This is a genomic window from Paenibacillus peoriae (genome assembly GCF_022531965.1).
GTDB classification, from domain to species: Bacteria; Bacillota; Bacilli; order Paenibacillales; family Paenibacillaceae; genus Paenibacillus; species Paenibacillus polymyxa_D.
Genome location: NZ_CP092831.1, coordinates 2,840,213 through 2,866,675, shown reverse-complemented (window position 1 = coordinate 2,866,675; position 26,463 = coordinate 2,840,213). Strand labels below are relative to the sequence as shown.

At 45.2% G+C, this 26,463-nt stretch carries 16 protein-coding genes and 1 pseudogene; 2 read left to right on the top strand and 15 right to left on the bottom strand.

Annotation, left to right across the window (positions count from 1 at the left end; genetic code table 11):
- Positions 1–269 precede the first annotated feature (269 nt).
- Both MLD56_RS12560 and MLD56_RS12555 read right to left on the bottom strand, forming a co-directional pair.
- Positions 270–578, bottom strand: coding sequence for an MFS transporter (locus MLD56_RS12560; protein ID WP_185156378.1), 309 nt, complete (start codon positions 576–578; stop codon positions 270–272).
- Positions 579–1,121: 543 nt separating this feature from the next.
- Positions 1,122–1,592, bottom strand: a complete 471-nt coding sequence (locus MLD56_RS12555; protein ID WP_029515261.1) for a Wadjet anti-phage system protein JetD domain-containing protein — start codon at positions 1,590–1,592, stop codon at positions 1,122–1,124.
- A 139-nt stretch (positions 1,593–1,731) separates the two neighbouring features.
- On the opposite strand from MLD56_RS12555, the pseudogene MLD56_RS12550 reads away from it, so the two are divergent.
- Positions 1,732–2,065: pseudogene (locus MLD56_RS12550) on the top strand (transposase); the annotation flags it as partial.
- Here the strand turns inward: MLD56_RS12550 and MLD56_RS12545 are convergent.
- From MLD56_RS12545 to MLD56_RS12485, 13 genes are all read right to left on the bottom strand, one after another.
- Entirely contained in the window at positions 2,065–2,529 is a 465-nt protein-coding gene (locus MLD56_RS12545) for a hypothetical protein (RefSeq protein ID WP_029515263.1), read from the bottom strand. The pseudogene MLD56_RS12550 and the gene MLD56_RS12545 overlap by 1 nt on opposite strands.
- Before the next feature lies 1 nt (position 2,530).
- On the bottom strand, positions 2,531–4,906 hold the full coding sequence (locus MLD56_RS12540) for a site-specific integrase (RefSeq protein ID WP_029515264.1): 2,376 nt from the start codon (positions 4,904–4,906) through the stop codon (positions 2,531–2,533).
- 25 nt (positions 4,907–4,931) lie between these two features.
- Complete coding sequence (locus MLD56_RS12535; protein ID WP_029515266.1) at positions 4,932–6,980, bottom strand: site-specific integrase; 2,049 nt, start codon at positions 6,978–6,980, stop codon at positions 4,932–4,934.
- 113 nt (positions 6,981–7,093) lie between these two features.
- On the bottom strand, positions 7,094–8,161 hold the full coding sequence (locus MLD56_RS12530) for a tyrosine-type recombinase/integrase (RefSeq protein WP_029515267.1): 1,068 nt from the start codon (positions 8,159–8,161) through the stop codon (positions 7,094–7,096).
- 100 nt (positions 8,162–8,261) lie between these two features.
- A complete protein-coding gene (locus MLD56_RS12525; protein ID WP_029515269.1) occupies positions 8,262–8,609 on the bottom strand; it encodes a hypothetical protein in 348 nt (115 codons plus the stop codon).
- Between the two features lie 318 nt (positions 8,610–8,927).
- Entirely contained in the window at positions 8,928–12,929 is a 4,002-nt protein-coding gene (locus MLD56_RS12520; protein ID WP_029515270.1) for a GH32 C-terminal domain-containing protein, read from the bottom strand.
- Positions 12,930–13,118: 189 nt separating this feature from the next.
- Entirely contained in the window at positions 13,119–15,392 is a 2,274-nt protein-coding gene (locus tag MLD56_RS12515) for a GH32 C-terminal domain-containing protein (protein ID WP_241113510.1), read from the bottom strand.
- Positions 15,389–17,857, bottom strand: a complete 2,469-nt coding sequence (locus MLD56_RS12510; protein ID WP_029515272.1) for a PfkB family carbohydrate kinase — start codon at positions 17,855–17,857, stop codon at positions 15,389–15,391. The genes MLD56_RS12515 and MLD56_RS12510 overlap by 4 nt, the downstream gene beginning before the upstream one ends.
- 25 nt (positions 17,858–17,882) lie before the next feature.
- A complete protein-coding gene (locus MLD56_RS12505) occupies positions 17,883–19,508 on the bottom strand; it encodes an ABC transporter substrate-binding protein (protein WP_029515274.1) in 1,626 nt (541 codons plus the stop codon).
- Between the two features lie 125 nt (positions 19,509–19,633).
- Complete coding sequence (locus MLD56_RS12500; RefSeq protein WP_029515275.1) at positions 19,634–20,530, bottom strand: carbohydrate ABC transporter permease; 897 nt, start codon at positions 20,528–20,530, stop codon at positions 19,634–19,636.
- A 13-nt stretch (positions 20,531–20,543) separates the two neighbouring features.
- Entirely contained in the window at positions 20,544–21,497 is a 954-nt protein-coding gene (locus tag MLD56_RS12495; RefSeq protein ID WP_239645119.1) for an ABC transporter permease, read from the bottom strand.
- Positions 21,498–21,806: 309 nt separating this feature from the next.
- Entirely contained in the window at positions 21,807–22,775 is a 969-nt protein-coding gene (locus tag MLD56_RS12490; RefSeq protein WP_029515279.1) for a LacI family DNA-binding transcriptional regulator, read from the bottom strand.
- Between the two features lie 322 nt (positions 22,776–23,097).
- Positions 23,098–23,991, bottom strand: coding sequence for a helix-turn-helix transcriptional regulator (locus tag MLD56_RS12485; protein ID WP_029515280.1), 894 nt, complete (start codon positions 23,989–23,991; stop codon positions 23,098–23,100).
- A gap of 147 nt (positions 23,992–24,138) precedes the next feature.
- Between MLD56_RS12485 and MLD56_RS12480 the strand changes: the two genes are divergently transcribed.
- Positions 24,139–26,334 (top strand): alpha-galactosidase, encoded by a 2,196-nt coding sequence (locus MLD56_RS12480; RefSeq protein ID WP_029515282.1) that lies wholly within the window; start codon positions 24,139–24,141, stop codon positions 26,332–26,334.
- Positions 26,335–26,463 lie beyond the last annotated feature (129 nt).

The window sequence follows — 26,463 nt, the reverse complement described above, 5'->3', positions numbered from 1 at the left end:
TTAAAATGAGAGCAACGTATTATAGCAAGGAAGCCACCTACATTTTTTGAGGTGTATCGGGTTTGTAGAAGTAAAAAGGTATCCTTCTAATAAAAACTTCTTTAGTTACAGGTTGGTAAGCAATATTATCGTCAACGCTCCACTACCCGCCGGATATATATCGCTAGCTCCAGAAGTTTGGGCTTACCGGACGCGCTGGGGTTATGGCGGCAGCCGCAGGACCGATCGATGAGGATCGGACGGATTGACGCGGCATCAATGCGTCAAAGTCAAGAGGCCGCTGAAGAGCTTTCGTAAGCTTTTTTCTGTTGCGGACGGAACCACGAGGCAGCAAGAGCGAGTAGAGAAGTCCCTATTAGTGCGATGATGACCCAGCGGTAACCGTGAATGACGAAAGCAAAATCAACGGCAGAAATCACATTGTTCTTTCCGGAATACAGCACGTTCTTCAGGTGGGCTGGCAGCGCTGCGCCGACGATGGTTAAAGAAAGAGCCGTACTCAGCACTTGACCCAAGTTATATAGCATGGACCGCAGTCCATTCGCCACCCCGCGGCTTTGCTCTGGAACGCTTGACATGATCTCCGTCGTATTGGGGGTAAGGAATAAACCGGTCCCGACCCCGATTAACAACATGCCGCAAGCGGTGACCCCGTAAGAGAAATTTCCACCAACCACGAATAGGAGTAACCGCCGGTGTCAGCACACGATCACGCTTTGATCGCTTGCTGTAGCCGGGAACTGAGAATGTAGTCTGCAACTGGCTCTTCATCCCCCATTTAAATAAGCCGCCAAGATACCCAGACGTTACCTTGCTCTACACCAACCTGGTAACAACCTTGTTTCCTTGATCGGCCAGTTACGGATTTACTTGCATTTTTATGGTAAAAATAGAAGGCTCAATTTTGATTTTTGTCCCAGTCCAAGAAAACAACTAATAACAATAAATGAAAAAAGCCGCAAAAGTCGCGGCTATTGTGAAATACACTGTCAATACAAAGTATTACCACGAATCTTATAGAATTCGGCAACAACCAGTGGCTGAAATACAGTTTATAATAGTATAGCTTCTTGCTCTAAACGCTTGCCCGTACACAACATCTCTCGAATTAATCCGTGAAACTAGGAATTATCCGTGTTTTCCAGTAGCTGCTCCAATTTGACTTGATAATCTGCAGTGAAGGTTTCTGCCCAATCCAAATGCTGATGGAAAGTAGTCTTATCCATACGATAGGGTCGTAGTTGTGGAAACACTGATTTTTGCAAATGCCGGAATATTTGGAACCCTCCCCAATCGATGTCGCCCCAAAACTGAACTTCAATCTGAAGACCATTTTTATCAAATTTATCTTGGATTTGCCGAAGAAAAAATCGTTTATCCGGTCCTGGAAAACTTCCAAGATAAACAACAATGATCTTCTTCTCTAACAAATTACCAATTCTCGATAACGATTGGATATATTCATGAAATACAGTTTTATTTCCAATGATAAGAATGCGTTCAGCCCTCAAATCTATCACGCGGCCTGCTTTCATTAATTGCGAGTGAACCGTCACACCAAAGAATAGTCGCTCCGGGAGAGATTCACCCATTTGTAATTCAATTCCGTACAAGGCTTGAAGTAACAATTTAGTTTGGACATAATCTTTACTTCAACTGAGATAAATTTGTCAATACTGACTACTAGATCAAAGTTGGAGGAATAAGCACATGGTGACCTGAAGCGGATTATTGTCAAAACAAGAATTACGTCAATTCGTAAAAGAGCATAATTTTCAATCGGCAGAAGATATTCAATGGACATTAAAGGAATTATTTGCAGATGTACTTCAAGAAGCATTAGAAGCCGAACTGGATACGCATCCCGGTTATGAGAAACATGATGTAAAAACAAACAAACGAGAAACAGCCGCGACGGCTACAACAGTAAGAAAACCGTAACCTCCGAATACGGTGATGTAGAATTTGAACCTGTAGTCGTGAAGAAAAATCAAACGAATGTGACCGGCATTGAGGAGCACATATGTATGCGAAGGGTATCAGTACACGGGACATTCAGGATCATTAGAATAAGTCAATATCTCCGAAACGCTGGCTGATTAATTCTCGGTACTGTCCGTTCTCTATGCGTAATTCGTCCAAAGCATCTTTATACGTACTTATAAGCTGTGTTAAATGAGTAACCTTGGCTTGCAATTCCCGGTGCTCCTGGGCTACAATCTCAGGACTTGTAATCGTTGGTTCTCCTTCAGAGGCCGAGTCTAGGATTAATTGTATTTCCTCATTCAATTTGGTGAACCATTTTTCCAAATATTCCTTATAGGAACCCGTCCACAACATTCGCGAGCTTTTCAATCTGATTCGCGAGCTTTTCAATCTGATTCGCGGGCGTTTTGCAATCATATCGTACACATCTGATTTTGAAAGACGCGATAATCGCCCCTTTTTGACATCATTTAAAAGCTTTCTTTTTACTTGTGCACATTCCCATGCCAAGTCGCTGCTACTGAAAGAAACCGGACGAGCCAATTTACTTTACCTCCCCACTTAAAATATAACAAAGCACTTCTGCATTAGTTGGATTAGGCTTCTCTTTAGACTGTTCACGAAAGTATGCCTTTGCTTTCTCAAAGAGCAATGAATGCAGTTTTTTCGCCTCATTTGGCGGCATTTTAAATTTATTTACCCAGAGACTTCTTTCTGTTTTGTTCAACCGTTCCTTTATATCCTCAGCCTTCTGAAAAACCATTTTTCGTTGTCCTGTGGACTTGAAATTTTTCTCTGCATCGAGACAATAGTAATAATGCAACATTTCACGAAATATGTCGGCCTTGTGCGCATCTTCTGTACCCTCATCAGGACTATAATCATCACATGCTCTACAATGCCCGGGTGTATGACCACAGTTTAGCAAGACATGTGCATTACAATTATGCGTATAACCACCTACGTTAACCTCGTGTAACTCATCTTCCAAATCAATAACTTTACCTTGGAAACGTGGTGATTCCTCTATAATTTTCTGGGTTAATTTATATGCTTCATCTAGCTTTTGAGGCGTGACCTCAAACTTAGATGAAATTTCGGTTATCTCATCAATGGCTACATATTCAGTAGACGAAATTCCAGCCCCTTCTGTCTTATCAGCATCCTCCCCTTCCGGTTTCTTTCTCCAAACGCCTTTTTGAAGTAGATGACCAAACTTTGCAACTTCTTCTGCAGGCATTGTTTCCGTATAAGGCTTTTTTGAGGAAGGATGACTATGTCCTGCCTGCCTCTCTAGTAGCTCATCATTGTCTCCTAAGATACGCCGATAAGTAAGATGGAGCGCTCTTAGATTATGGGGTGTGAAATATGGCTTCCTAAGTTCAGGCCATAACTTCGATTGATTGCGAGTTAAAAAATTATACAGTCCGCTAGTTCGTATAGGGCCATCATTATGTTTTGAAGCCAGTAAACGAAGTTCCGTAAGGCCATCCCCACCCCACTCTCTTGGAAAAAATATAGGTTCTGATGGGGCAAAATGAATCAATTCGTTAAACCATCTTGCAGCATCGCTCTTCACTAGAGCGTGATGAACCCATTCATAGCCGTTTCGATCGGGTTGATTGCGAATGGTCTTGGTTTTGTGAAAACGAATCCAGGAATTATCCTGCGAATCTATAAATAAAGCATTCTGAAGCAAATTAACTATTTCATGAGGCCTTGCTGCAGTTGATAACATCAACAGGCAAGCCCGCCTATGACGAAAGTCCATCAGAATGTTCTCGTTAATTAAAGGAGTTTGATCGTTCATTAAGGTCTGCACAAGAATATAAGCTTTGGACATACTAAATACTCGTCCATGATCTTTTGACATAACACGTCTAGGTCTTGGCATAATCCGTTCTATGTTGTATGAAGCATTTGTAGTTCTTATAAGCCACCTAAGCCAATGTCGAAGCGCCACTCGGAAAAACGTCTTATCTTCTTGTCCCTTCATCTGGCCAAAAATCTCTGTGTATACTTCTGATATTGAATTCTCGCTTATGTCAGTAAGACCTTTTGATCGACATTTGATTGCAAAATACCGGATGTACTTGACTATCGCTTTCCAATAATTTATGCTGATAGTTTTTTTACCGTATCTGAAAAGTAAATTTCCTTCATCGTCGTAATAATCATCAGTTATTGAATTATTCACACGTTGCCTCAAGTAAGAAAATGCAAAGGTATAGAGACTCTCCTCAAACGGCGTTTGGGTTGGATATATTCCCGCGGCTATCCAGACACTTCTTTCCGCTTCATCGCAAGGTATGACCGGTTTATTTTCAATCAAGGAATCTGTTTCTTTAGCTAACATCTTACCTAGGAGGGTTAAACTACTTCTATGATATTTAGCGATCTTACTTGCTTTTGCTAATACAGAGGAAGTAATAATATGATTACCCTCTAACCCTTCCTTAAGGGCGTAACCTGCGAACCATAAGCAAACTACAGTTCGAAGCAAAGGAATCCTTTTCTTTGCCTTTTGTAGTTGTTTTTCGCTATCCATCGGATACAATACCGGATAGTATTTATCGTAAAGCGCATCAAAGTACTCAAAATTCGGTAACTCGGGAAAAGGAAATTTATTGAATTCGGTCTTGGTTGGAAATACGATCTCTAAAGGCAAACTGATCCGTTGTAAAAAGGCAAGCAGTAATACGTAATCTCTTTGGGTGCCGGGTAACTTGAAAAATATTGTGGGTTGTACCAAATCCGTTAAGGAGCTTGATAAAATAGGTTCAACCCGTCCCCAAGTCTCTGCCGATCTGTATTGTTCATACTCCGATCTTGTCAGATGCTCTCTACTCTCGAATTGTCCCTTTCGCCTTACAGTAATGGGTCCAAATCTCAGGGATTGCCAAGCTAATATTTGCGACACGATTTCACCTCTTTCCAATCTAAGCTCAGACTAGTCGACTGATAACCTCTATTTGAATCTGTTCGTCACTATAGCCGAAATGCCGAATCATGTCCCCAAGCAACGCTATTTGCGTAGCTAATCCGGCCGCCTTGGCGTTTTTGGTTGTAAAATCCCGACTGCCTCGCATCATGTTCCACATGTCCTTGGTTAATCTGGCCAAAGTATGAAATGCCTGTGCTGCTTCACTTTTTCGTATGGCGAAATGATGACAGGAAAAACACTTTGCCTCAAAAAGGCAAGCCCTCTGTATTAAACATCTTCCTACACCTGTAGGAGCTGGAAGCCCGAATTTTGCAAAGAATTCATCTAAAGATAGCTCTTCAGATCCCAAAGCTTTTATCAATTCGTCAGGCTCAGTTTGTTCGCTGGCAAGTGCTTCGAAGATTCGCCAAATAAACCGTCCCGCAATCTCACCATCCTGATATTTCTTAATAGTAGCAAATAACAATGCTTGACGGGAGAGATTACTTCGTAAGTATCGATTCAGCATGGTTTGATTTTCATGACCTGCAGCAAGTCGTGCTAACTCACTGTTCCCGGTTTCGATTGCAATGTGAGTTATGAGATAGTGTCTGTAACCATGAGCCTTCCCTTTTTTATCTCCATGTCCAATAAATTCTGCTATCTTGTAAAAAAACCTATATATTTGTCTTTCATTCAAAATCCAGGGATATTTCTCCAATTGAAAAAGATGCACATACGATGCATCCGCTCTTTCGTTCCGTATCGGTCGGAAGGCTTTATCGCTCGATCTTTTCTGTAAAAATTCGACCGCTCTAAGACCTGCAGAATCAATTATAGGAAATTGGCCGTTACGATGTTTAGCTTTCTCAATACCTGAATATGGGCTGTATAATCCTACCGCTGATGGAGCATTAGGCAATGGCAGCATACATTCTTCAGCCTGAAGATTGAGCAGATACGTTTTACGCACCGGTGATGAGGCAATAATTAACCAAAAAGCGCGACATAAAACTTCAACATCATCTTCGGGATGATAATTTTCAATTGCTTCCTTCATGAGCATCGGGAAGTTTGGGTCATCAAAAGCGAGGCCATCACCGGAATATGTTTCTTCTTGGGCCTCACGATGAATTCCAGAATATAAATCACTGGGCCAGTCAACGTATGTTGGAAAAAATGTATGAGAACCTTTCCCCCAATCAAAGAATAACTTTATGTGTAGAAGATTGTTCCCGGTATACTTAGCTGAAAACTCCTCTCCATCGTTATTCTTTGAAATGTAATCAAACAAATCGAGAAAATCTTCATACTCGAGAGATGAAGCATCCGACTCCCCGTGCTGGTCAAGCCATTTGAAAAATTTATGCAAAGCACTGCCCGCTTTACGAATATAATAGTCTAGCGAATTACTTCGTTTTAAATGCTCGCGAAACTCACGTGCGATATCCCCCCACTTTGGATGCTCACAGCAATCGTCAAACAGTATTCTTTGCCTACGTCTTCCTGGTTCATCCGAATATCCAAGCTCAAAAAGAATGTCCTTTAAACACTTGGCGTTATAACGTTTGTCGTTCGGACGCATTACATCCGCTAACGCTATATCTTCTTCCGTGAAATCGCCCAGCGGTTTCATAACACCTAGAAGGTGTATAGATAGTTTGTTGAACAAACCTATACGGTTTGAGTCTTTTTTGCGGATGTTTTCTGCTTCTGAATTTTTGAGGAGGCCCATTTTGACGGGGAAATCCGACAGATTAACACGACCTCTGGTTGACAGGTAACAAACCAAGTCGTTTCGACGATATTGTGCTACTACATCATTTCCCTTGCAAAAACCTGTATGCCAAGCCCAGAAAATGACATACCATAGGTCTCGACTGTCGCGATGCCGAAAGGTTGGTCTCTCTTCAGGCGGTACAGCTAACCAGTTATCCGGGGCCGGAAATGTAGTAAATAATTGAAGGACGGGATTTTTTATAGAAGAAAATACTTGATTCACATGATTCAAACGCAGCGTGTTTTTTAAAAATTTGCGAAATTCCGATAATGGAGTCCATTCTAGTGTCATTCCGAGTCCTCCTCATGCGCGTGGATTCCCTCTGAGATCTCCGCCTGTCGCATAAATACCCTCCCTAAATGATCTACTTTACCTTTTTCTGTGTCATTATTTGACTCAGGTATCTAATGAATATATGTATCGCGCGTAATCACGACAGAAGAATGCCCCAACCACTTGCTGATCTCTTCGGATGGTCTGCGATATCTTAGGAGAAGTGATGTCGCGAATAAGTGTCGGAAGGTGTGTGGATAGTAGGAACGTAGGTCTACGCTTCCCCCAGTTCGTTGAAATAAGTCATCAGCCAAATTATTATACTTACTGTAAACGCCTTTCTTACTTAATGGCTTCCCTTTTGAATTGTTTGACTCTGATACAAATAGATAGCCATGATCTTCACTTGTGTAATAAGACAAAAGTTCCCGCCGCTGAAGAAGTGCCCAATACAGAAGATCAGTGAACTCCTCTTGTGTTGGAAATCGGATATTTTTCCTGCTAAATGGATCAATTGTTTTGTGAGTTATCAACGCCACGTCCCTGCAGGAAGCCTTCGTTTTCCATCCCGTATCAATGACCCAATTCCCCCGCAACCCGCGTTCTTTTACAAACTGCAAGTTCCCGGAAAGAGACTCGGTTAATTCCTCTCTTGCTGTATGATACACGTTTAAGTTGGAAGGAATTGTTGACGCCTCAATTCGAATCTCAGCTGCTTCACCAGGGCGTAATCCAAAGTAACGCAATATCGCAAAGAGAAGAAGATCCAAAGCATTTTCATACGGATCGATCAATTCAAAGAACATGTCTGCTTCGGTCTCACTAAAGACCTTGTCGTGGTTAATGGGAGAGGCTTGCCTGCTCTTCCCTCCTCCAGGTCCTGCAGTACCGGAATCTCGAGCAATATTTTCCACATCAAACACTATCCGCACCCTACTACCCGCAGTACCCGCTATTAATGAATGATTATCTCTTATTTCTTTTCTCGGAACCTGCTCTAATGGCAGGTATTTAAATCTTGTTGTTCTATCACGCAAGAACTTCAGATATGCACATGCAGTATAGATGATCGGAGCAAGTGCACCAGACGGGTACTCACACCAGTTGGTTTTCTTTAAATCGTTATGACTGCTTCGAATTACGGTTGATAGCTTCCCTTCTGCCATTGCATGTTTGTTAAGGGGGATATTCTTTAACATAGACCAATGAATCCCGTGAGTCGCCACCTTTAAATCTTCAAATGGCTTGTAACCTTTTGGAATACATCGAAGGTAATCCGCAAATCCCAGTAATATTACTTCAATAGGATACGGTCTTACCTGCTTTTACTTCGATATTATGGATATGTTCAAAATCTTCCTCTAGCCTCCAGAACATCATGTAATCCAAGAACTTTTTCAGATTCTGGGCATGCCCTGTAACCGTATTCATTTTTAGCTTTTCCGTTAATAATAGATTCATTAAAAATGTTGTAGCTTCATGATGAGTACTATGATTTGGTTTAACAATAGCGATCACTTGGGTACCTTCTACTTGATGTATGTAATGTAAACCATCAATGTTAAGGGATTTGTAGTATCGGGCATACCCAACCAATCGCATTGTTTCCCCCATTAGCTGTGCTATGCTCAGAAGCTCTTTATACACACACTCCCCCCCTCTCCCAAGCATTTTTATTCATTCCTCTGTATAAGTTGAGTATAGAGGGACCACCCCCACCTCAATTATGTTTCCATAATTTTCTTTAATTCTACACAATACGTTGCATTCTGACAACAATAATTCACCCCCTATCCATAGATAAGATAAGGGGTTTCGAGATTTACATTATTTACTTCCCATTTATCAAAAGCTCAATTCCAGAATCAGATACAATACCGATGCCATTTCGAATGATAAGCTATTTGACTATTCGATTTGCTTGGAGTGACTACAGGACTCACGGGTATTCTGTATTAACAAGAGTCAGTTGTTAGTTTTCTTCTTTACCTGAACAGGTACATTAAAATCATCGACGTTAATATGTCCAAACCCGCCTTTGGAGTGGTCAACCACCTTTATATAAAGCTCCTCCCCGATATAATCCGTCGCATCCCAAATCTTACGTTGATATTCCTCATAATTGGTCGCTGTCTCTTTAAATAACTCTTTGTCGTCCGACGCCCGAACCAGCGCAACATACAGACGATCTATATCCCGGCCTCCGCTGATAAGGAAGTTGATCTTACCGTTCCCACCAAGGACGAAATTTTGAGATCTTAGCGCTCCGGTTAAGCTGTCGCCGCCGGCTTGCTCGTTGAAGCCCCACAAATGGTAGCTGCCCGGAATTTTATGCGACGGGTTGAAGAAAATGTTGTCCCAGAAGAACTGGGTATTGGTCACATGGACATTCTGGAAGGCGTCTCCTTCCGTCATCCATCCTGTTAAGTCGCCCGTAGCAAAATCATGGTTAGGCAGCTCTGTAATATCCTTATACACAGAATTATCCCACTTATCGGGTACATAGACCGGAGCAGCCGGTTTACCCGTTAAGGCATTCATATCCCATACTTGCATGGATTTGATATTGATATCGCCATCGGCCCAGATCTGTAAGCCTAAGGAGTCGTATCTGCCTACATAGACACGAGTTGTCAGCTTCTTCTTGTAATTTGCAAAGGCTTCAATGACCGAGCGATCAAGAAAGATATGGAGTTTCAAGTTCTCTCCTTCAAGATCTACATATCCTCCTTGAATGCCGTCTACACGCACATCCGGATCAATGCTGCTCTTGGTTCGATCCACATTAAACGTCCCGTTCTTCTTGTCGTAGTAAATGAGCGTCTCTTCTTGGCCTTTTTCCGAGCGTCGCACCTTGAGACCAAATTTCTGGGCTTCACGCGGATCAATCTCCATCACAATCTCTAGCATGTCGCCTTTGACATTCTTAATCAATTGATTGGCACTCTCCAAATTTTTGTCCGAAAAATCAACCCATTTTTCCCCTCGAAGGCTCTGCAGTTCTTTAATCGGTTCGATATGCAATTTATCATACTTATCGAGGCTTAGGGAAACCGGCAAAGATAAATTATGAGCCCATCCAGATTGATATTCGGCTTGCGGTGTTCTTACATTTTGCACCATAGAGAATACGACCGTTCTTCCGTCGGGTGTGACCAGACCGCTCTCTGCGGTTAAATAGCCGTCACCTACATCCATTTTGGAGGGTGCCTCCTGATCAGGAATAAATTTAAAGTTATCCCGGTCCCAGGTCCCGATCCAGTAAAAGACCTCAACATCTCTTTGCACATCGTTCGCTGGAGGAACATGCTCCGGCTTTTCATGGGGATTAATCATGAAAATATATTTTTGCTTGCCCGTACTATCCGTGCCTAACGGCAATAACACTGGTAGCTCCCATACCGTACCCAACTCCGGATAACGGCTTCTGTCACTAACGTATAACGGTCCCTTATATTTCCAATTGTACATATCATCGGATACATACACCAAAGCTGTGCCGCTGCTGAAGTCTGGAAGACCAGATGTCACTAACTGATACCACTTGTCCACCTCTTTGTCGTACCATACAAACGGATCGCGGAACTCGTTGTGGATGCCTTTTCCGTTCTGCTCCGTTACCGGTTTAGGATATTTCTCCCATTTTTCCAAATAGGGATCGGACAAATCCGCCGGAGTTGCCAACCCTGTTCTTTGGTTCGGCGACAAGGAGTCGTTGCCAGCGGTATAGAACAGAACAGGATTGCCGTTTCGATCATACGCTGCACTGCCTGACCACGTGCCGTCCGGATCTAGGGTGCCCGCTTCGGGCGCAAGAGCAGGTCTTACATTTTCCCAGTTCACCATATCGTCACTCACCCAATGCCCCCAGTGGATTTGATGCCAGAATGGACCTTGCGGGTTATGTTGATAAAATAAATGGTATTTGCCGTTATAGTAAATCGGTGCATGTGCTTCATTCATCCAGTTTTGCGGAGGCATCGCGTGGTACTGGGGTCGGTGCTGATCTCCGTCAAACACACTTGGATCCTCATCAATGTCCGCATTCGGAATTTTCGGAATTGAACCTCCATGAAGCGCCTTCACGCTCTCATATCCAGCAAGTATCTCCTGGTTCGTAAGGGCTTTATTATGCAGCTTCACTTCATCTAGGAGTCCGCTGAACATATTGAAGGAGAACACCCCTGCTAACTCTACAGGTTTATTATTTTTCCCGATGATCAGGCTTTCGGTAGATGGTGTGATCGGAACGTTGACGGGGGTTGCTTGGGAAGCCACTTCCTCACCGTTTAGATATAACTTAATTTTTCCATCTTCTTTACTGAAAGTAGCGGCCACATAATTCCACTTGTATTTTTCCAACGGGTGATCCTTTACCCATACCTGAATCCACTGACCGCCGATGCCTACTTGCATCGACCATGTACCGTGCCGATACATACCAAGAGAAAAGCCTTCCGCTTTATCCTGGTCGGATTGGTTTACGATCGCAGACAGCTTGTTTCCGTCTCCCCACTCATAGCTACGCGGTGCAACCCAAGCTTCGATGGTTAACGCGTCGCTTACAGGCACAGTAACGTTTGCATTGACCTCAATATAATTCGAGGATCCATCGAACAATAAGGCGCCGCCTTTTATTCCACGCGGAGTCCATCTCGGATCCTTCGATGCCATATACCTGGCGTTGTTAAATACATAGTTCACATCGTGCCTAAGATTGTGTACTTTCTCCAACGCTTTCTTTCCTGCGCCTTCATCAAGGTTTAAGTAGAAAATAGTCCCCCTATCACTTGCTTGGAAACTATCAACGGCAATGCTGGCTTCATTGGAATGATCGACAACCTTTACATAGAGCTTCTTGTTGTAGTGTTCTTGCACTTTCCATGAGATTTTCTCGTTCGCGCTGACATTCCCGGTTTTCATAAGCAATGTGTTGCTGTTCGCATCGAAAAGTGCAACATATGCATTTTCCGGTTTGAGGATATCCAAAACAGTAAAATTAATTGTTCCTGTTCCCTGAAGCGTGAAAGTATTAGAAGTGATGGAGCCCTTTCCTTGCAGGGAGGATTTGGCATAAAAGTTCCCTTCTTTGCTCGCATGAGCTTCATCAGTCACTTCAAAAGCATCTTCCTCAACCGTCCAGCCATCGAGATTTCCGGTTTCAAAGCTTGGATTATCGATTTCATAGCGCTTGAAATCCGGCTTGATATCCGTCGCAACAATTCCTTCAGCTGGCTCCGACTCATGGTACATGGAGAATGCGTCCGCAAAAATGACTCCCCAATCCGAGGTTGCATTATCGACGACCTCCACATACAGTTTCTTGCCCAATTGTGTGGAAAGATCCGCCTTGTATTGCACCATATTGGCAAGCCGCATGCCCTGCGCAGGATCCGGGAAGCCAACGTCGGCGAATGCGCTATTTCCGTATCGGGCAATAACTTGTCCCGTATCGACTTCCACAATATTTATAAATACCTTGTCTGGGTTCTTTGCACCGCCAAGCTTGAAGCTGATCCAGCCGCTTCCGCCCAGCTCGAAAGTGCTGGAACGAAGTACACCTGTCGCAGATTCGTCATACTTCCAGCCGTTTAAATGATAAGCTCCTTCCTGGTTATACGGTATTTTTTCTGCCCACCAAGTCGTTTCGTCGGTTACGCTATTCGGACCGAACGCATCGCCTTTGATAACGGTCCATCCCGTCAAATCTCCTGTTTCAAATCCAGGATTCCGGATTTGATAGACTGAATCTGTAACTGACAATCCCATGTCATTCTTAGGAATATTCTTGATTTGATAAATCGCATCCGTAACCGATGATTTCACATCATTCTTAGGAATGAGCGTTTCTCCAGCAACAGTTCTATTTTCGGACGCGACAGAGATTCCCGGAACAACAAGCTGGAGCACCATAGCCCATATAACCATTCCCGATATCCAACATTTTCCTCTTTTGACTTTCCTCATTCTCGAGCCTCCTTCGAAACTTGTTATACTTGCGAACATCGATACCTCATTTCGAAATGCTCTCCTTGTACAAAGATGAATAGTCATGAAGAAGGGAGAATATGAATGAAACGTTTCCAAACGGAGGAATGCAAAGTTTCTTGATCATTTGTGCATACCCCATTCGTAAGGAGCGCCTAAACAACCGTCTTACCAAACGGACTGCATATCCCATATATCCAAGGATTTAACAAACGGTTCTCCATCTCCCCAAATCTCGAGTCCCAAAGCATCCATACGGCTCGGATATACCCGGGTTGTCAGGCTTTTCAATCCGCTTGCATAAGCTTCGACCATGGAGCGGTCCAAATAAATGTGAAGCTTCAGATTCTCCCCAAGCAGCTCCAACTTACCGCCTTGAATCCCTCCGCACTTTTCTCCAGGATGCAGGGTCGTTTTCGAGCGGTCGACCATGAGCAACGCTTGATTCCAATCATAATACAGCAGAGTTTCTTCCTCTCCGTCCGGCGTACAACGGACCTTGATTCCGAATTTTTTGGCGCTGCCGGGCTCCAATTCCAATTGAATCTCAAGCATGTCACCATGAACATTCCTAAGCTGCACATTAGTTTCAGCCAATGACTGGTCCCGAAGCGATAGCCGCTTAGGGCCACGCAGCGATTGAAGCTCCTGAATCGGCTCTATTCCCAGACGTCCGTCATCCCTCAAATACACGCTTAACGGCAAGCCTCCGTTATGAGCCCAACCCGACTTATATTCCATCTCGGAGGTCCGGTCGCCTTGGGCTATCGTAAAGACGATATTTCTGCCGGTCTTCGGATCAACCATTCCGCTCGGTCCGGTAAAATGGAAATCCCCGACATCAATCAATTGAGGCTCTTCTTGATCGGGGATGAACGAAAGATTTTGCTTGTCAAGTTGTCCGATCCAATAGAACACCTCGACATCCGCTCCCTTCCCCACAGGGCTGACAAGCAGCAGATGTTTGTTCACTCCCTGCTTGTCACTGCCAAGGGGAAGAAGCACAGGGAGCTCCCAGATGGGTCCAAGGTAAGGAAACTTCTGAATATCCGCTTTAAAAAACGGCCCTTTATACGTCCAATTCAGCATATCCTGTGACGCAAATGCCAGTGCTGCTCCACCTTCAATTCCGGACCCGACCAGAGCATACCAGCCGTCATCGTCCTTCCATACGAATGGATCTCGGAAATCCCCAAATGCGCCCATTCCCTTCTTCTGCACGATCAACGGCTCTGGATGTTTGACCCACTGAACCAGATCCGGGTTTCCGTCAAGGGTATAAGTGCTTCGGGCAAGCGCTACGCTCTGATTCGGAGAAGCGCTGTCATTACCTGCCGTAAAGAACAAGACAGGAAGTCCGTCAGCATCATAGGTTGCGCTTCCCGACCAGATCCCGTCCGGTGCGAGCTGATCCTTTTCGGGCGCCAGGGCCACGGGTAGATCACGCCAATGCACCAAATCCTGACTTACCCAATGTCCCCAATGGATCTGATGAAAGAACGGCCCCTGCGGGTTATGCTGATAGAACAAATGATATTGCCCGTCAAAATAGATCGGTGCATGAGGTTCGTTCATCCAATGGGCCGGCGGGCTAACATGATATTGCGGTCTGTGCCGATCAAGTAGCAGTGGCGTTCGGTCCAGCTTGATCTCGTCATAGTTTAATTGTGGCCGGATACCTTCATGAAAGGTATCCAGCACATGCCGATAAGAAGCGGCCACTTCTTCCGCGCTCAGCGCCCGATTATAAATCTTGAGTTCATCAATGATACCGCTAAACATGTGCAGGCTGAACACTTCCGCCAGCAGGCTGCTATGGTTATTCTTGCCGATAAGAAGATCCGTGTCCGCCGCCTCAGCCAGGCGGGAACCACGAGGCACGGCAGCTGAAGCGATTTCACTGCCGTTTAAATACAGCTTGATTTCCCCTTGGTTCCCATCGAACACAGCATTCACGTATGACCATTCATTCTTGGGCAGTTCATGGCCGTCCGGCGACCAAAGTTCCTTCCAGTCTCCTCCTTCCAGCCCGACTTGGAAGGACCAGGAACCGTGACGGAACATGCCGAGCAGATAACCCTGCTTGCGATCCAGGTTGTAGCGGTTCACGATGGCGGACAATTTGCCATCATCCCCCCATTCATAGGAGCGTGGGGCTACCCATACTCCTATGCTTAACGCTGATCGATACTCTGGCTCGGTGTTCTGATTTCCCTCATCGAACGAATGCGCAATGTAAGTCGAATAACCATCGAACAGAAGCCCATTTCCAATTACCCCCTGTCTCCACCGTGGAGGGCAAGGTTGAGTAAACTCCGCTTGGTTAAACACGTACTGGATATTATCCTGGACTTGGGATACGCTCTCCAGAGCGCTTGTACCGGTTCCTTCATTGAAGGCCCAATACATAATCAATCCCCGATTATCGGTTGCATGGCTCATACTTCAACCCTCCTGGATGTCTGCTCCGTTGGACCATTAGGAATATGAATGGAGTTAAGAGCATGCATATAAAACGAGTTCACTACAACTTCCCCTGATTTCGCACTTATCTCAATACGATCCATCGGAGCATCAGGGAATATTTGATCCGTCAGTGCAACCAAGCCCTCATTCGCGTACACTTCAACCGCGTTGCGATCCAGCCAGATATGCAGCTTGATCTTCCCATTCTCCGAAACCATTCTAGCACCATGCTTGCACGCAAACGACGGGTGGAAATCACTCAGGCCCGATTTCGAGCGGTCGATGAATAGCCATTGGCGCACAGGGTCATAACCGATAATAGTCTCACTTTGCCCAGAGGACTTCATTTTAATATGAACCTCGTCTTCGGAACGAATGTCGATATCCGCTTCAATTTCAAGCAGAACATCATTCGTTTTTTGCGTAAACGGCACCTCTGGCGTAACCTTAACCTCATTCCAGCAGAGCGTTCCTTTCCGCAGCTGCTCTATTTCCCGAACAGGCATTTGGGTCAGAACTACGCCCTCGTCTCGACTGGTCAATGACAAGACGCGAGGCAGAGTCATTGTGCCTCTCCAGGCCCCGGTAGGCGTTTGGTTAGCATATTTCCAGTTGCTCATCCATCCGATGATCACACGCCGTCCGTCCTGCTCAGCTATATCCGACCAGGTGACCCCCGCATAATTGTCCCGGCCATAATCCAGCCACAGGATATGATCGGCCGGATGGTCATTAATGAACGTATTTCCGTCGAACTCTCCGATAAAGTATTGCGTGCGTGAGCCTTCTGGACAGTTGGGATTATCTCCGATGCTTATGATAAGTACCCATTTGGAATGTCCGCTGTCATCAACCGGCAATTCAAAGAGATCAGGGCATTCCCAAACTCCGTCATGCGAGCCTTCACTCTTTCCGAATTCGCCTGACAACGACCATTCACGCAAATTGTCGGAACGATAAAACCGAACGTGGTCTCCCGCGACAAGAGCCATAATCCAGGATGCACTTGGCGAATGCCAGAACACCTTGGGGTCCCGGAAGTCGACCAGATCATGCTCGTCGAGTATTGGGTTCTCCTCATATTTGTGCCAAGTTCGGCCTTTATCGCTGCTGTAAGCCAGGCTTTGCCGCTGGCGAGGTTGTTCGGTCTCCGGACAGCTGTCTGCATGAGTGAAGAGTGCGATCAATCCATGGGAACCATCGAACAGTCCGCTGCTATTATTCCAGTCAACCACACAGCAACCGGAGAAAATAGCGCCATGCTCATCCGGGAACAGAGCGATAGGCATATGCTCCCAATGAACCAGGTCTTGGCTTACAGCATGACCCCAGTGCATTGGTCCCCATTGGTTACTATAAGGATGGTGCTGATAAAACAGATGATAGACTCCCTCGTAATAGACTAATCCGTTGGGATCATTCAACCAATGGGAGTGAGGTGAAAAATGAAAACCCGGCCTAAATCTATCATCATCGTGCTGTTTATTTGTCTCGATTATCTGGGTAATTTCATCTGTCGTCGGCATAGATTGAAGAGCCCCTTTCCGTGTGGTTACTAATGCACCGCCGGCATTAGCAAAAGTTAGCATACCGATGATTTGCTGTTTGGTCAGCTGATTCAAATAAACACCGGCTTTCAGTATCTTATATAACAAGCAGCCCAGAAAAGCGTCGCCGGCTCCTGTCGTATCAGTGGCCTCTACTTGAAAACCCGGCACATATCCGTCATGATCAGCTAATCGGTAATAGCAGCCTTTTTCCGCTAAAGTTACGAAGATCCCGGCGATGCCGAATTGCTGTTGCAGCTCTAGCGAGCCTTTTTCCACATCAGTTGTACCCATTATAAAGTGGAGCTCATCTTCCGATATTTTCAGGATATCTGCATACTTCATGCCCCAAAGGATATTCTGTTTCGCTTCCTCTTTACTCTCCCATAAAGCAAACCGGATATTCGGATCGAATGAAAGCAGGACTCCTGCCTCTTTAGCCTTCACAACTGCCGCTCTTGTTGCCGTACGGGCCGGCTCATGGGTCATCGACAAAGAACCAAAGTGCAGTGCATGGCAGTTTTCAATCCTATCGAACGGGACATCCTGCGTGCGCAAGTATGTATCCGCTCCTGGTTTCCGGTAGAAGCTGAACGATCGGTCTCCGTTGTCATCCAGATGAACAAATGCCAGCGTTGTATTGGCTTCATCTGTAAACGTAAGCGCAGACACGTCGATGCCGCCGTTCATCAAGGTATCGTGCAGCAAGGAACCGAATTGATCATCCCCAACTTTGCTAATCAATGTCGCTCTAGCTCCTAAACGGGATAGAGCAGCTGCTACGTTAGCCGGAGCCCCTCCAGGATTGCATTCAAACTGCTCGTTGCCTCCCGTGGTACGACCTGATGGCGTAAAGTCTATCAATACTTCCCCAATGGTTATTACATCAAGCACAGTTTTCTCCCCACCTATCGTTTGATTATTTATTTTTTAAATTTGCATTATATCGATCCAACCCTTTTTGATAGATCTCCATTAATTCGTTCAGCCCCATCTTCTCGAGTGTCTTCACATAGCTGTCCCACTTTTCATCTACCTCGCCATCGACGATGAACTTGCCTCTTTGGGTATTTACATATTTAATAAGTTCTGGCTCAATCCGATTGATTTTATCTAGTTCATCCGGTTCAAAGAAGATGCTCGCATAGTTTTCCTTTTTCATATATGGAGTGTAATATTTCTCCAAATACTCAGCACGCTTCTGAGCTCGGGGTTCCATATCAACAACTTTTCCGAAGTCATCGAAAGTAATGACGCCCGGATTTCCTGTGCCTGGAGCCACTTTTTGACGGAATTCACCTGCGGAGACTCCCTTGGGAAGCGGCAGGTTCACCAATTTTCCTTTTTCGTCCTTCTTGAATACGACATCCAACGGACCCCAGTGAATTTGAGCCGCCATGTAAGGGTCATACTGTTGATCGATCCAACGCATCGTCATTGCCGGATAACGGTTCTCCTTTGTAATCACGAAGCTACCTCGTCCCGGACCGCCGCCGTTGTTGCGACCAATCATTTGATCTCCATTTGGGCCTTTAAGCGGGGGCAGCAGAGCATAATCCTTACTACGCTCCGGTCCGACAACTTCTTCGACTTCCCACCAAACGTAGGAGCCGAGCGTTTCATCTGGTGTTTTGCCTTTTGCTAAATACTGAGCGGCATCCTGGGTGAACGATTCAGGGTCAATCAGCCCCTGCTTATACCAGTTATCATGAATATATTTTAATGCTTCCTTATATTGAGGTTGCGTAGCGGTAAAGATCACTTTACCTTCGCGGACGATCCGATGTTCCAAATTATCCGGAAGACCGAAAGCTCCGAATATGCCAGCAATGTCACTACACCACTGCATGTGCATAAAGCTTAATGGGATTTCATCAGCCTTGCCATTGCCGTTCGGATCCTTCGTTTTAAAGGCAATCAAAGCCTGCGTGTATTCGTCCAGCGTTTGAGGTAATTTTAAGCCCAGTTTATCGAGCCAATTTTTATTGATGACGTGAAAGAAGGGGTTGGTATCGAGCTTATTCTCTTCCCACGACGGCAGCCCATAGATGTGACCGTCTGGCGCTGTGATGGCTAGTTTAATATCAGGCCGTCGATCGAGAAGCATCTTCAAATTAGGCGCATATTTATCAATTAAATTCTCCAGCGGAATAATGGTTCCGTCTTTACCGTAATTGATTAGATCGTAATCTGTGAATCCAGCTCCGTAAAAGGCATCTGGCAAATCTCCGCTGGCCAACAACAAATTTTTCTTCTCTGCAAAGTCAGTGTCTGGAATGTTTTCCCAATCAATTTTTACGTTTGTTTGTTTTTCCAGCCGCTTAAATATTTCCATTTTCGAGTAATCTGGCGCTAAAGCAGCTTTTGGGGATACCATCTTTAATGTCACCGCTTCTTTAACAATCGGAAGACCGGTTTTATTAAAATTTGCATCCTGATCTGGATTCACCGTCTGATTTTTTGACTCGCCTCCGCCTCCCGAACATCCGCTAAGAGCAAACATTCCAGCCAGCATTAGAATTCCAGCCCTTTTGAATAATTTCATCGTACATAACCTCCTTATGTCAGTCCACAAGCTGAGAACTTCCCTTGTCCTTGTTATTTACTTGTCTGAATGCTGAATTTAGGTATTCTGTTGCACATTCCCCCCTTTCAGGCACCATGACAATGTTAGCCTTTGATCGAGCCGATCATCACGCCTTTAACAAAGTATTTTTGCAGGAAAGGATACAAAATCAGCAACGGTAGGCTGGATACCATGATGACACCATATTTGATAAGCTCTGTAACGCGCATCTTCGCTGCATAGGATTCCACGTCTATCATCATGCTCGAGTTGGCCTGATTCTGGACAAGAATGTTGCGAAGGACCAGTTGTAATGGATACTTGCTTTCATCGTTCAAGTAAATCAAAGCGTCAAAGAAACCATTCCAGAACCCGACAACATGATACAGTACCATTACGGCTATAACGGACTTAGACAAAGGTAATACGATGCTCCAAAAAAATCTGGTATTGGAACAACCATCAATGGAAGCGGCCTCCCACATTTCATCCGGGATGGTCGACTGAAAAAAAGTCCTTACGATAATGACATTGAACACACCTCCCGCTCCAGGAATAACAAGTGCCCAGATCGTATTCAGCATGTGAAGATCTTTAATCAGCAAATAGGTCGGGATCAACCCCCCACTAAAAAACATGGAAATCAGTAAAAACCACATTATTACCGACTTTCCTGCCAGTCCTTTACGAGCTAACGGGTAAGCTGCACATACGGTCACGGCAACTCCGATTAATGTTCCTAGACTCGCATATAAGATCGAATTGGCATATCCAATCCATATAGATGAATCGCTGAATATTCGCCCGTATCCATCCAGCGTAAAACCCTTTGGAAAGAACCATACTTCACCTGAGTAGATGAGATTGGGGTCACTGAGTGAAGCAATCAATACAAAATACAGCGGGAATAATACAAGCAACATAACTATGGTCAGCATGACGTAGTTGACGATGTCAAACCACATGTCTCCCTTGCTTTTTCTCTTTAATAATTGATTCAAAATGAACTCCCCCTTACCACAGGCTGGTTTCTGTCAATTTTTTTGCGATCCGGTTGACGGTGACTATCAGGATAATATTTACAACTGAATTAAATAGGCCAACTGCTGTAGAAAAGCTGTATTGTGCTTTTTGAATCCCGATTTCATAAACATAGGTCGGAATAATATTGGAGGTGGCATAATTCAAATCGTTCTGCATAAGGAAAGCCTTTTCAAAACCGATACCCATAATGTTACCGAGTGCGAGAATCAATAAGATGACGATCGTCGGCAAAATGCTTGGAATATCCACATGCATTACGCGCTTCCATTTGCTTGCTCCATCCATGATCGCGGCTTCATGCAATTCTGGATTGACCCCTGCCAGCGCAGCAAGGTAAATGATGGTAGCAAAACCTGTCTCTTGCCAAACCCCTGATAAAATATACAAAGGGCGGAACCACCCTTCGTCGGCCAAGAACATAATGGGGTCCCCTCCAAACCAAGTGATGATGTGATTCACAATTCCGCTGTTTGGAGACAGAAAAACATTAAGCATACCGACGAGCACTACGGTCGAAATAAAGTGTGGTGCATAAATTACAGTTTGTACAATTTTCTTGTATCTCTTGGCCAGCATCTGATTGAGCATAATCGCTATAATAATCGGAGCTGGGAAGCTAAATACAAGCGATAGAACACTGAGTGTAAGCGTATTAGTCATGATCGTCCAGAAGTTATAGGAATCGAAAAAATCAATAAAGTGCTTAAAGCCTACCCACTCGCTTCCCCAGATTCCCCGACTTGGTGAAAAATCCTTAAAAGCAATTTGTATTCCATACATTGGATAGTACTTAAATACGAGATAAATAATAATGATTGGCAGCAAAAACAGATATAGTTCATAGTCACGTTTGATCTGGTTCCATATTTTGCGATTTGGCTTGATCGTAGAATGATCCCACTCACTAGTTCTTGAATCCACCATTACACTCCCTTTCTTGTAAAAGAATATTTTCATTTTTGAAACGTTTCCAATTTATTAAAAGAAAAACGTCAGCCGGTGATCCATACCATAAATCCACCGAATGAGCTAAAGTTTTTCCAAAGTCAAAAACAACCTTGCCTAAGATAGCAGGAGACGATACATTTGCTGATCCAAACTTATTCCTTGGATCTTTTAACAGAGTAGTCTGATTGTCAAATGAAACGTTTCCAATTTATTATAAAAAAAAAGGCGAGTTTGCAGATCCAGACTGAGATCCAACTGAATGAGCTGATATTTATACAATAAAACTCATGTCGTTTCGCCTTGCCTGAAGATAACGGGGAGACGATACACTTGCTGATCTAAAGTTATACCATCCATCTTTTGATACAGTAGTCTGATTGTCAGACGTGCCATCTCCTCCACTGGCTGCCTAATTGTAGACAATATCGGATGAAAATAACGATGATCCTGAATGCCGTCATAACCGATGACCTTTACATCTTCTGGAACTCGAATACCCTGCCTACCTGCTCTTTCTATATATTTGGCGGCAAACATATCGGTAATAGCGAAAATGCCATCCACATCCCGATGCTTAGATAGAAATTCGCCAAAATAGGCTTCGTCGTCCACAATAGGATCTGGTTTCTCGTATACAACATGGTCTACACCCAATTTTTTCGCCTCATCAATGAAACCTTTTCTTCGATTCATGGTTTCACTAAAAATTGAAGTTACACTTCCTATAAAGGCCGGTTTTTGGGCCCCTGCCTTAACAAGTTCCCTCAAAGCTAGACGGCCTCCCTCATAATTATCTGAGGTCACACAAGTGATTTTTTTGTTGAAATGTCTGTCAATACTTAGAATCGGAATGTCATTGCTTACGCTATTTTCTATATCATTGTAAGTAATGCCGACAATACCAGCCACTTTGTTTTGACGTAGCATATCCAGGTAATACAGTTCCTTTTCTGGCTTGCCGCCGCTATTACATAACATGAGCTTAAAGCCTTCCCGATCTAACTCATCCTCAATGTAATAAGCCAGTTCAGAAAAAAAAGGATGCCAGATACTTGGAAGCAGCAAGGCTACCATCTTGGATTTCCTCATTTTAAAATTTCGAGCGACTTCATTAGGAAAATAATTCAGTTCTTGTATAGCTTTCTCCACTTTCCTTCGTGTATCTGGTTTTACAGAGCCCGAGTTATTAATAACGCGGGACACCGTTCCCACAGCAACACCAGCTATCTTAGCTACATCTCTAATACTTGGCATTTAACCCCCCCATATCTCTTATGGGAATTATAATAGCACGAAGTTGGAAACGTTTCAATAATCTTTGAAGCGCTTTTTTTCTGACTTTTTTCATTACCTACTCCGCATATGAATTTGTGTCACCTGATTCAATCGAACCGCTGAGGAGTACCAACTCCATTCCGGCGGGACGGGGATCTTTTTGTCATTGATACTATTGAGTCAATCGACCCCCTAATCATTAACGTAGTGTTTGCGTGACCCTTCTTTTTTCTTTTAAGCCGCTTTAAAACAAGGCTGCCGAAATTTTCGGCAACCTGTTACTATCTTCAAGACCCTATTTTCATTGATCACTCCGGATCAACCGCCGAATTTGATACAAATCGCCCTCCATGCGGAATTCGCCTGGAGCCATTCCTGTATACTTTCGGAACACTTTGCCGAAATAATTCGCATTCGAGAAACCGGACTGTTCCGCCACCTGCTCCAATGTCAGATTTGCGGGCTCCAGCAGAAGAGCAGCCGCTCTTTCCAACCTCATACGAGTTAAATAGCGGCCGGGAGAGAGGCCAAGCTTGCGCTCAAACTCACGGGTGAGATGAAATTTAGAACATCCGGAGACCTCCGCCATGTCCTGAAGGCCAATGCTCCGATGCAGATTACTGTCAATGAAGGTCTTACAGCGTTCTACAATCGGAGGCAATGGGACGCTGCTGGCAAGAGTGACAAGATGACTCGCCAGTGACATGGCCAGTGAATAAGCAGCCCGTGAGCACTGATACATATCGCGGTAGCTGTTCTCAATAGCTTCCCGATAAGTCACCCACAGGAGATGCTCCAAATCGGTCCCCGGCTCAATCCGGAAAATGTAGCCGCTTATGTCCAGCCATTCCTGGAGGAGATGCAGCGCCAAGTGTGACAGTTCGAAGTAAAGCACTTCCCATCTGGGAGAATCAGAGGGGAGACGGTAGATATGGTCGCCCGGAACATCAGCCAGAAAAGCATCCCCCGGCTCGAGGGAATGTCTCCTCCCCCCCGTTTCAATCTCACCGCGACCATTCAATGTATATTGAAGCACACAATGGTCTCCGGTACGGTTCCGTCCATCCCAGATATAATCATGCGAAGTAATCAGCTCATATCCAGCACCTTTTAACAAGATATAGGGCATAGGTGTTATAAAGTGAAAAGATATCGAGGACTGCTTCTCTTTCCCGTTTCCCTCCCCATGATTCACAGCAATATTTCACCCTCCTCAATTTATAAAGTTACTCTTGTTTCGGTTCTTCTGCACCTTTACGCTAATGATGAAGACGAATTTTCTATAATCAGTTATTTCATACGCTTACTAAATTATAACACTAAAAGGAGCACGATTTCACTTATGGGCATTCATTACGATGAGAAACGCATGGTATTTCACCTGCAAACCCCCGGTTCCAGCTACTGCATTCAGATTGTTCGCGACGGCTACCTTGGGCATTTATACTGGGGACGACGAATCGCCATCTACCAGGATTCTGTACCTTTTGATTTTATCGATCGGGGCTTTTCGCCGAATCCTGACCCTGCTGACCGAAGGTTCTCCTTGGACAACCTTCCGCAGGAGTATCCGGGTTACGGGAACGGCGATTTTGGCATACCCGCCTATCAGGTCGGCCAGTCTAATGGATCTGAAATCTGTGATTTCCGTTACCAGACTCATCGGATATTCGCCGGCAAGCCAAAGCTTCCAGGTCTTCCTGCCACTTACATCGAGAGGGAGGACGAAGCGGATACGCTGGAGCTTGTGCTTGAAGATGCACTGACCGGTCTGCGTGCTACCTTAATTTATACTGTCTTTAACAAATACGACGCCATCGCTCGGTCGGTTCGTTTCGACCATACCGGCTCCGACAATCTGGTCCTTCTTCGCGCGCTCAGCGCCAGTATCGATTTCAGAGATGACGAGTATGACATGTTGACCTTCTACGGTACGCATACCAATGAGCGAAATATTGCGCGGAGACCCCTTATGCCCGGCATCCAGAATGCGGAAAGCCGGCGAGGTGCCAGCAGTCCCCAGCAGAATCCGTTTCTGGCCCTGCTTCGTCCTGGCGCTGATGAAGACAATGGCGAGGTATACGCGCTCAATCTCGTTTACAGCGGAAACTTCATAGCCCAGGCCGAGGTTCAGCAGTACCGGACTACTCGGTTGTCGATCGGCATCAATCCGTTTGGCTTCTCCTGGCAGTTGGCTCCCGGAGAAAGCTTTCAAACGCCCGAGACCGTCATGGTATACTCTGCACAAGGCTTGGGCGGGATGTCCCGCGTCTTTAATAGGCTCTACCGCACGCGGCTCAGTCGCGGCAAATTTCGTGACGCCGAACGGCCGATTCTAATTAATAACTGGGAGGCCACCTACTTTGACTTTAACGCCGACAAGATCGAAGCGATCGCCCGCGAAGGGAAAGAACTTGGTATGGAGCTCTTTGTCCTGGACGACGGTTGGTTCGGCAAGCGGGACAATGATTTGAGTTCCCTGGGCGACTGGACCGTTGACCGTCGCAAGCTTCCGGAGGGGCTGGACAATCTGGCCCGGCGGATAACCGGAATGGGCATGCAGTTCGGTCTGTGGTTCGAACCGGAGATGGTCTCACCGGACAGCGAACTCTACCGGCGCCATCCCGACTGGTGTCTTCATGTGACGGATCGTCCCCACACGGTGGGGCGGAATCAGCTTGTTCTCGATCTGTCGCGGCGGGATGTATGCGACTATATTGTTGGAGCGCTGTCCGATGTTCTGTCTTCCGCACCGATTACTTATGTCAAATGGGACATGAACCGCCATTTGACGGAGATCGGCTCTGCCCTGCTTCCGGCGGAGCGCCAGCGCGAAACGGGACACCGGTATATCCTCGGTCTGTACAGGGTATTGGACGAGCTCACTTCCGTCTTTCCGGATGTACTGTTCGAGAGCTGTTCCAGCGGAGGAGGGCGCTATGATCCCGGCATGCTCTATTACATGCCGCAAACGTGGACAAGCGACAATACCGATGCGATCAGTCGGCTAAAAATCCAGTACGGCAACAGTATGGTCTATCCGGCTGTGTCTATGGGCGCTCATGTTTCGGGTGTACCGAATCATCAAGTCAACCGGGTTACTCCTCTTGACACCCGAGGACATGTCGCGATGTCGGGAAACCTTGGCTACGAACTCGATCTTACCAAGATGTCGCCGCAGGAAAAGATAGAGATCAAGTCCCAAGTTGCGCTATATAAAGCAATTCGCCCCCTTATCCAATTCGGAGAATTTTATCGCATTTTAAGTCCGTTCGAGGGCAACGAGGTGGCCTGGGCCTTTGTTTCTGATGACCAGAGCGAAGCTGTACTTGCTTTCTTCCGAGTGCTGAGCCAGCCGGGTGAAAGGGTGCCTATTCTGAAATGCAAAGGATTGAATTCGCGTTACCTGTACCGCCATCACGAAACTGGAAAGATATACGGAGGTGACGAGCTGATGTACGCCGGTTTGACACTTCCAAGAATAAAAGGGGATTTTATCAGCCTGTTCTGGCGGTTTAGTAAGATCGACGAGCAATGAATGTATCAAAGCAAAAAAATTAGAAGTCCAACAGAAAGCAGGGCCTGAAATCATGAGATTTCAGGCCCTGCTCGCTATGCCCCTTCGCCGTGGTTATATTATTTTGAGAAGCAAAAATCAACTGGCAAA

Excerpts from the sequence above, each read along its gene's own strand:
- MLD56_RS12560 (WP_185156378.1), bottom strand. The coding sequence starts at position 578 with ATGTCAAGCGTTCCAGAGCAAAGCCGCGGGGTGGCGAATGGACTGCGG.
- MLD56_RS12555 (WP_029515261.1), bottom strand. The coding sequence starts at position 1,592 with ATGGGTGAATCTCTCCCGGAGCGACTATTCTTTGGTGTGACGGTTCAC.
- MLD56_RS12535 (WP_029515266.1), bottom strand. The coding sequence starts at position 6,980 with ATGACACTAGAATGGACTCCATTATCGGAATTTCGCAAATTTTTAAAA.
- MLD56_RS12530 (WP_029515267.1), bottom strand. The coding sequence starts at position 8,161 with ATGTTAAAGAATATCCCCCTTAACAAACATGCAATGGCAGAAGGGAAG.
- MLD56_RS12520 (WP_029515270.1), bottom strand. The coding sequence starts at position 12,929 with ATGAGGAAAGTCAAAAGAGGAAAATGTTGGATATCGGGAATGGTTATA.
- MLD56_RS12515 (WP_241113510.1), bottom strand. The coding sequence starts at position 15,392 with ATGAGCCATGCAACCGATAATCGGGGATTGATTATGTATTGGGCCTTC.
- MLD56_RS12505 (WP_029515274.1), bottom strand. The coding sequence starts at position 19,508 with ATGAAATTATTCAAAAGGGCTGGAATTCTAATGCTGGCTGGAATGTTT.
- MLD56_RS12495 (WP_239645119.1), bottom strand. The coding sequence starts at position 21,497 with ATGGTGGATTCAAGAACTAGTGAGTGGGATCATTCTACGATCAAGCCA.
- MLD56_RS12490 (WP_029515279.1), bottom strand. The coding sequence starts at position 22,775 with ATGCCAAGTATTAGAGATGTAGCTAAGATAGCTGGTGTTGCTGTGGGA.
- MLD56_RS12480 (WP_029515282.1), top strand. The coding sequence starts at position 24,139 with ATGGGCATTCATTACGATGAGAAACGCATGGTATTTCACCTGCAAACC.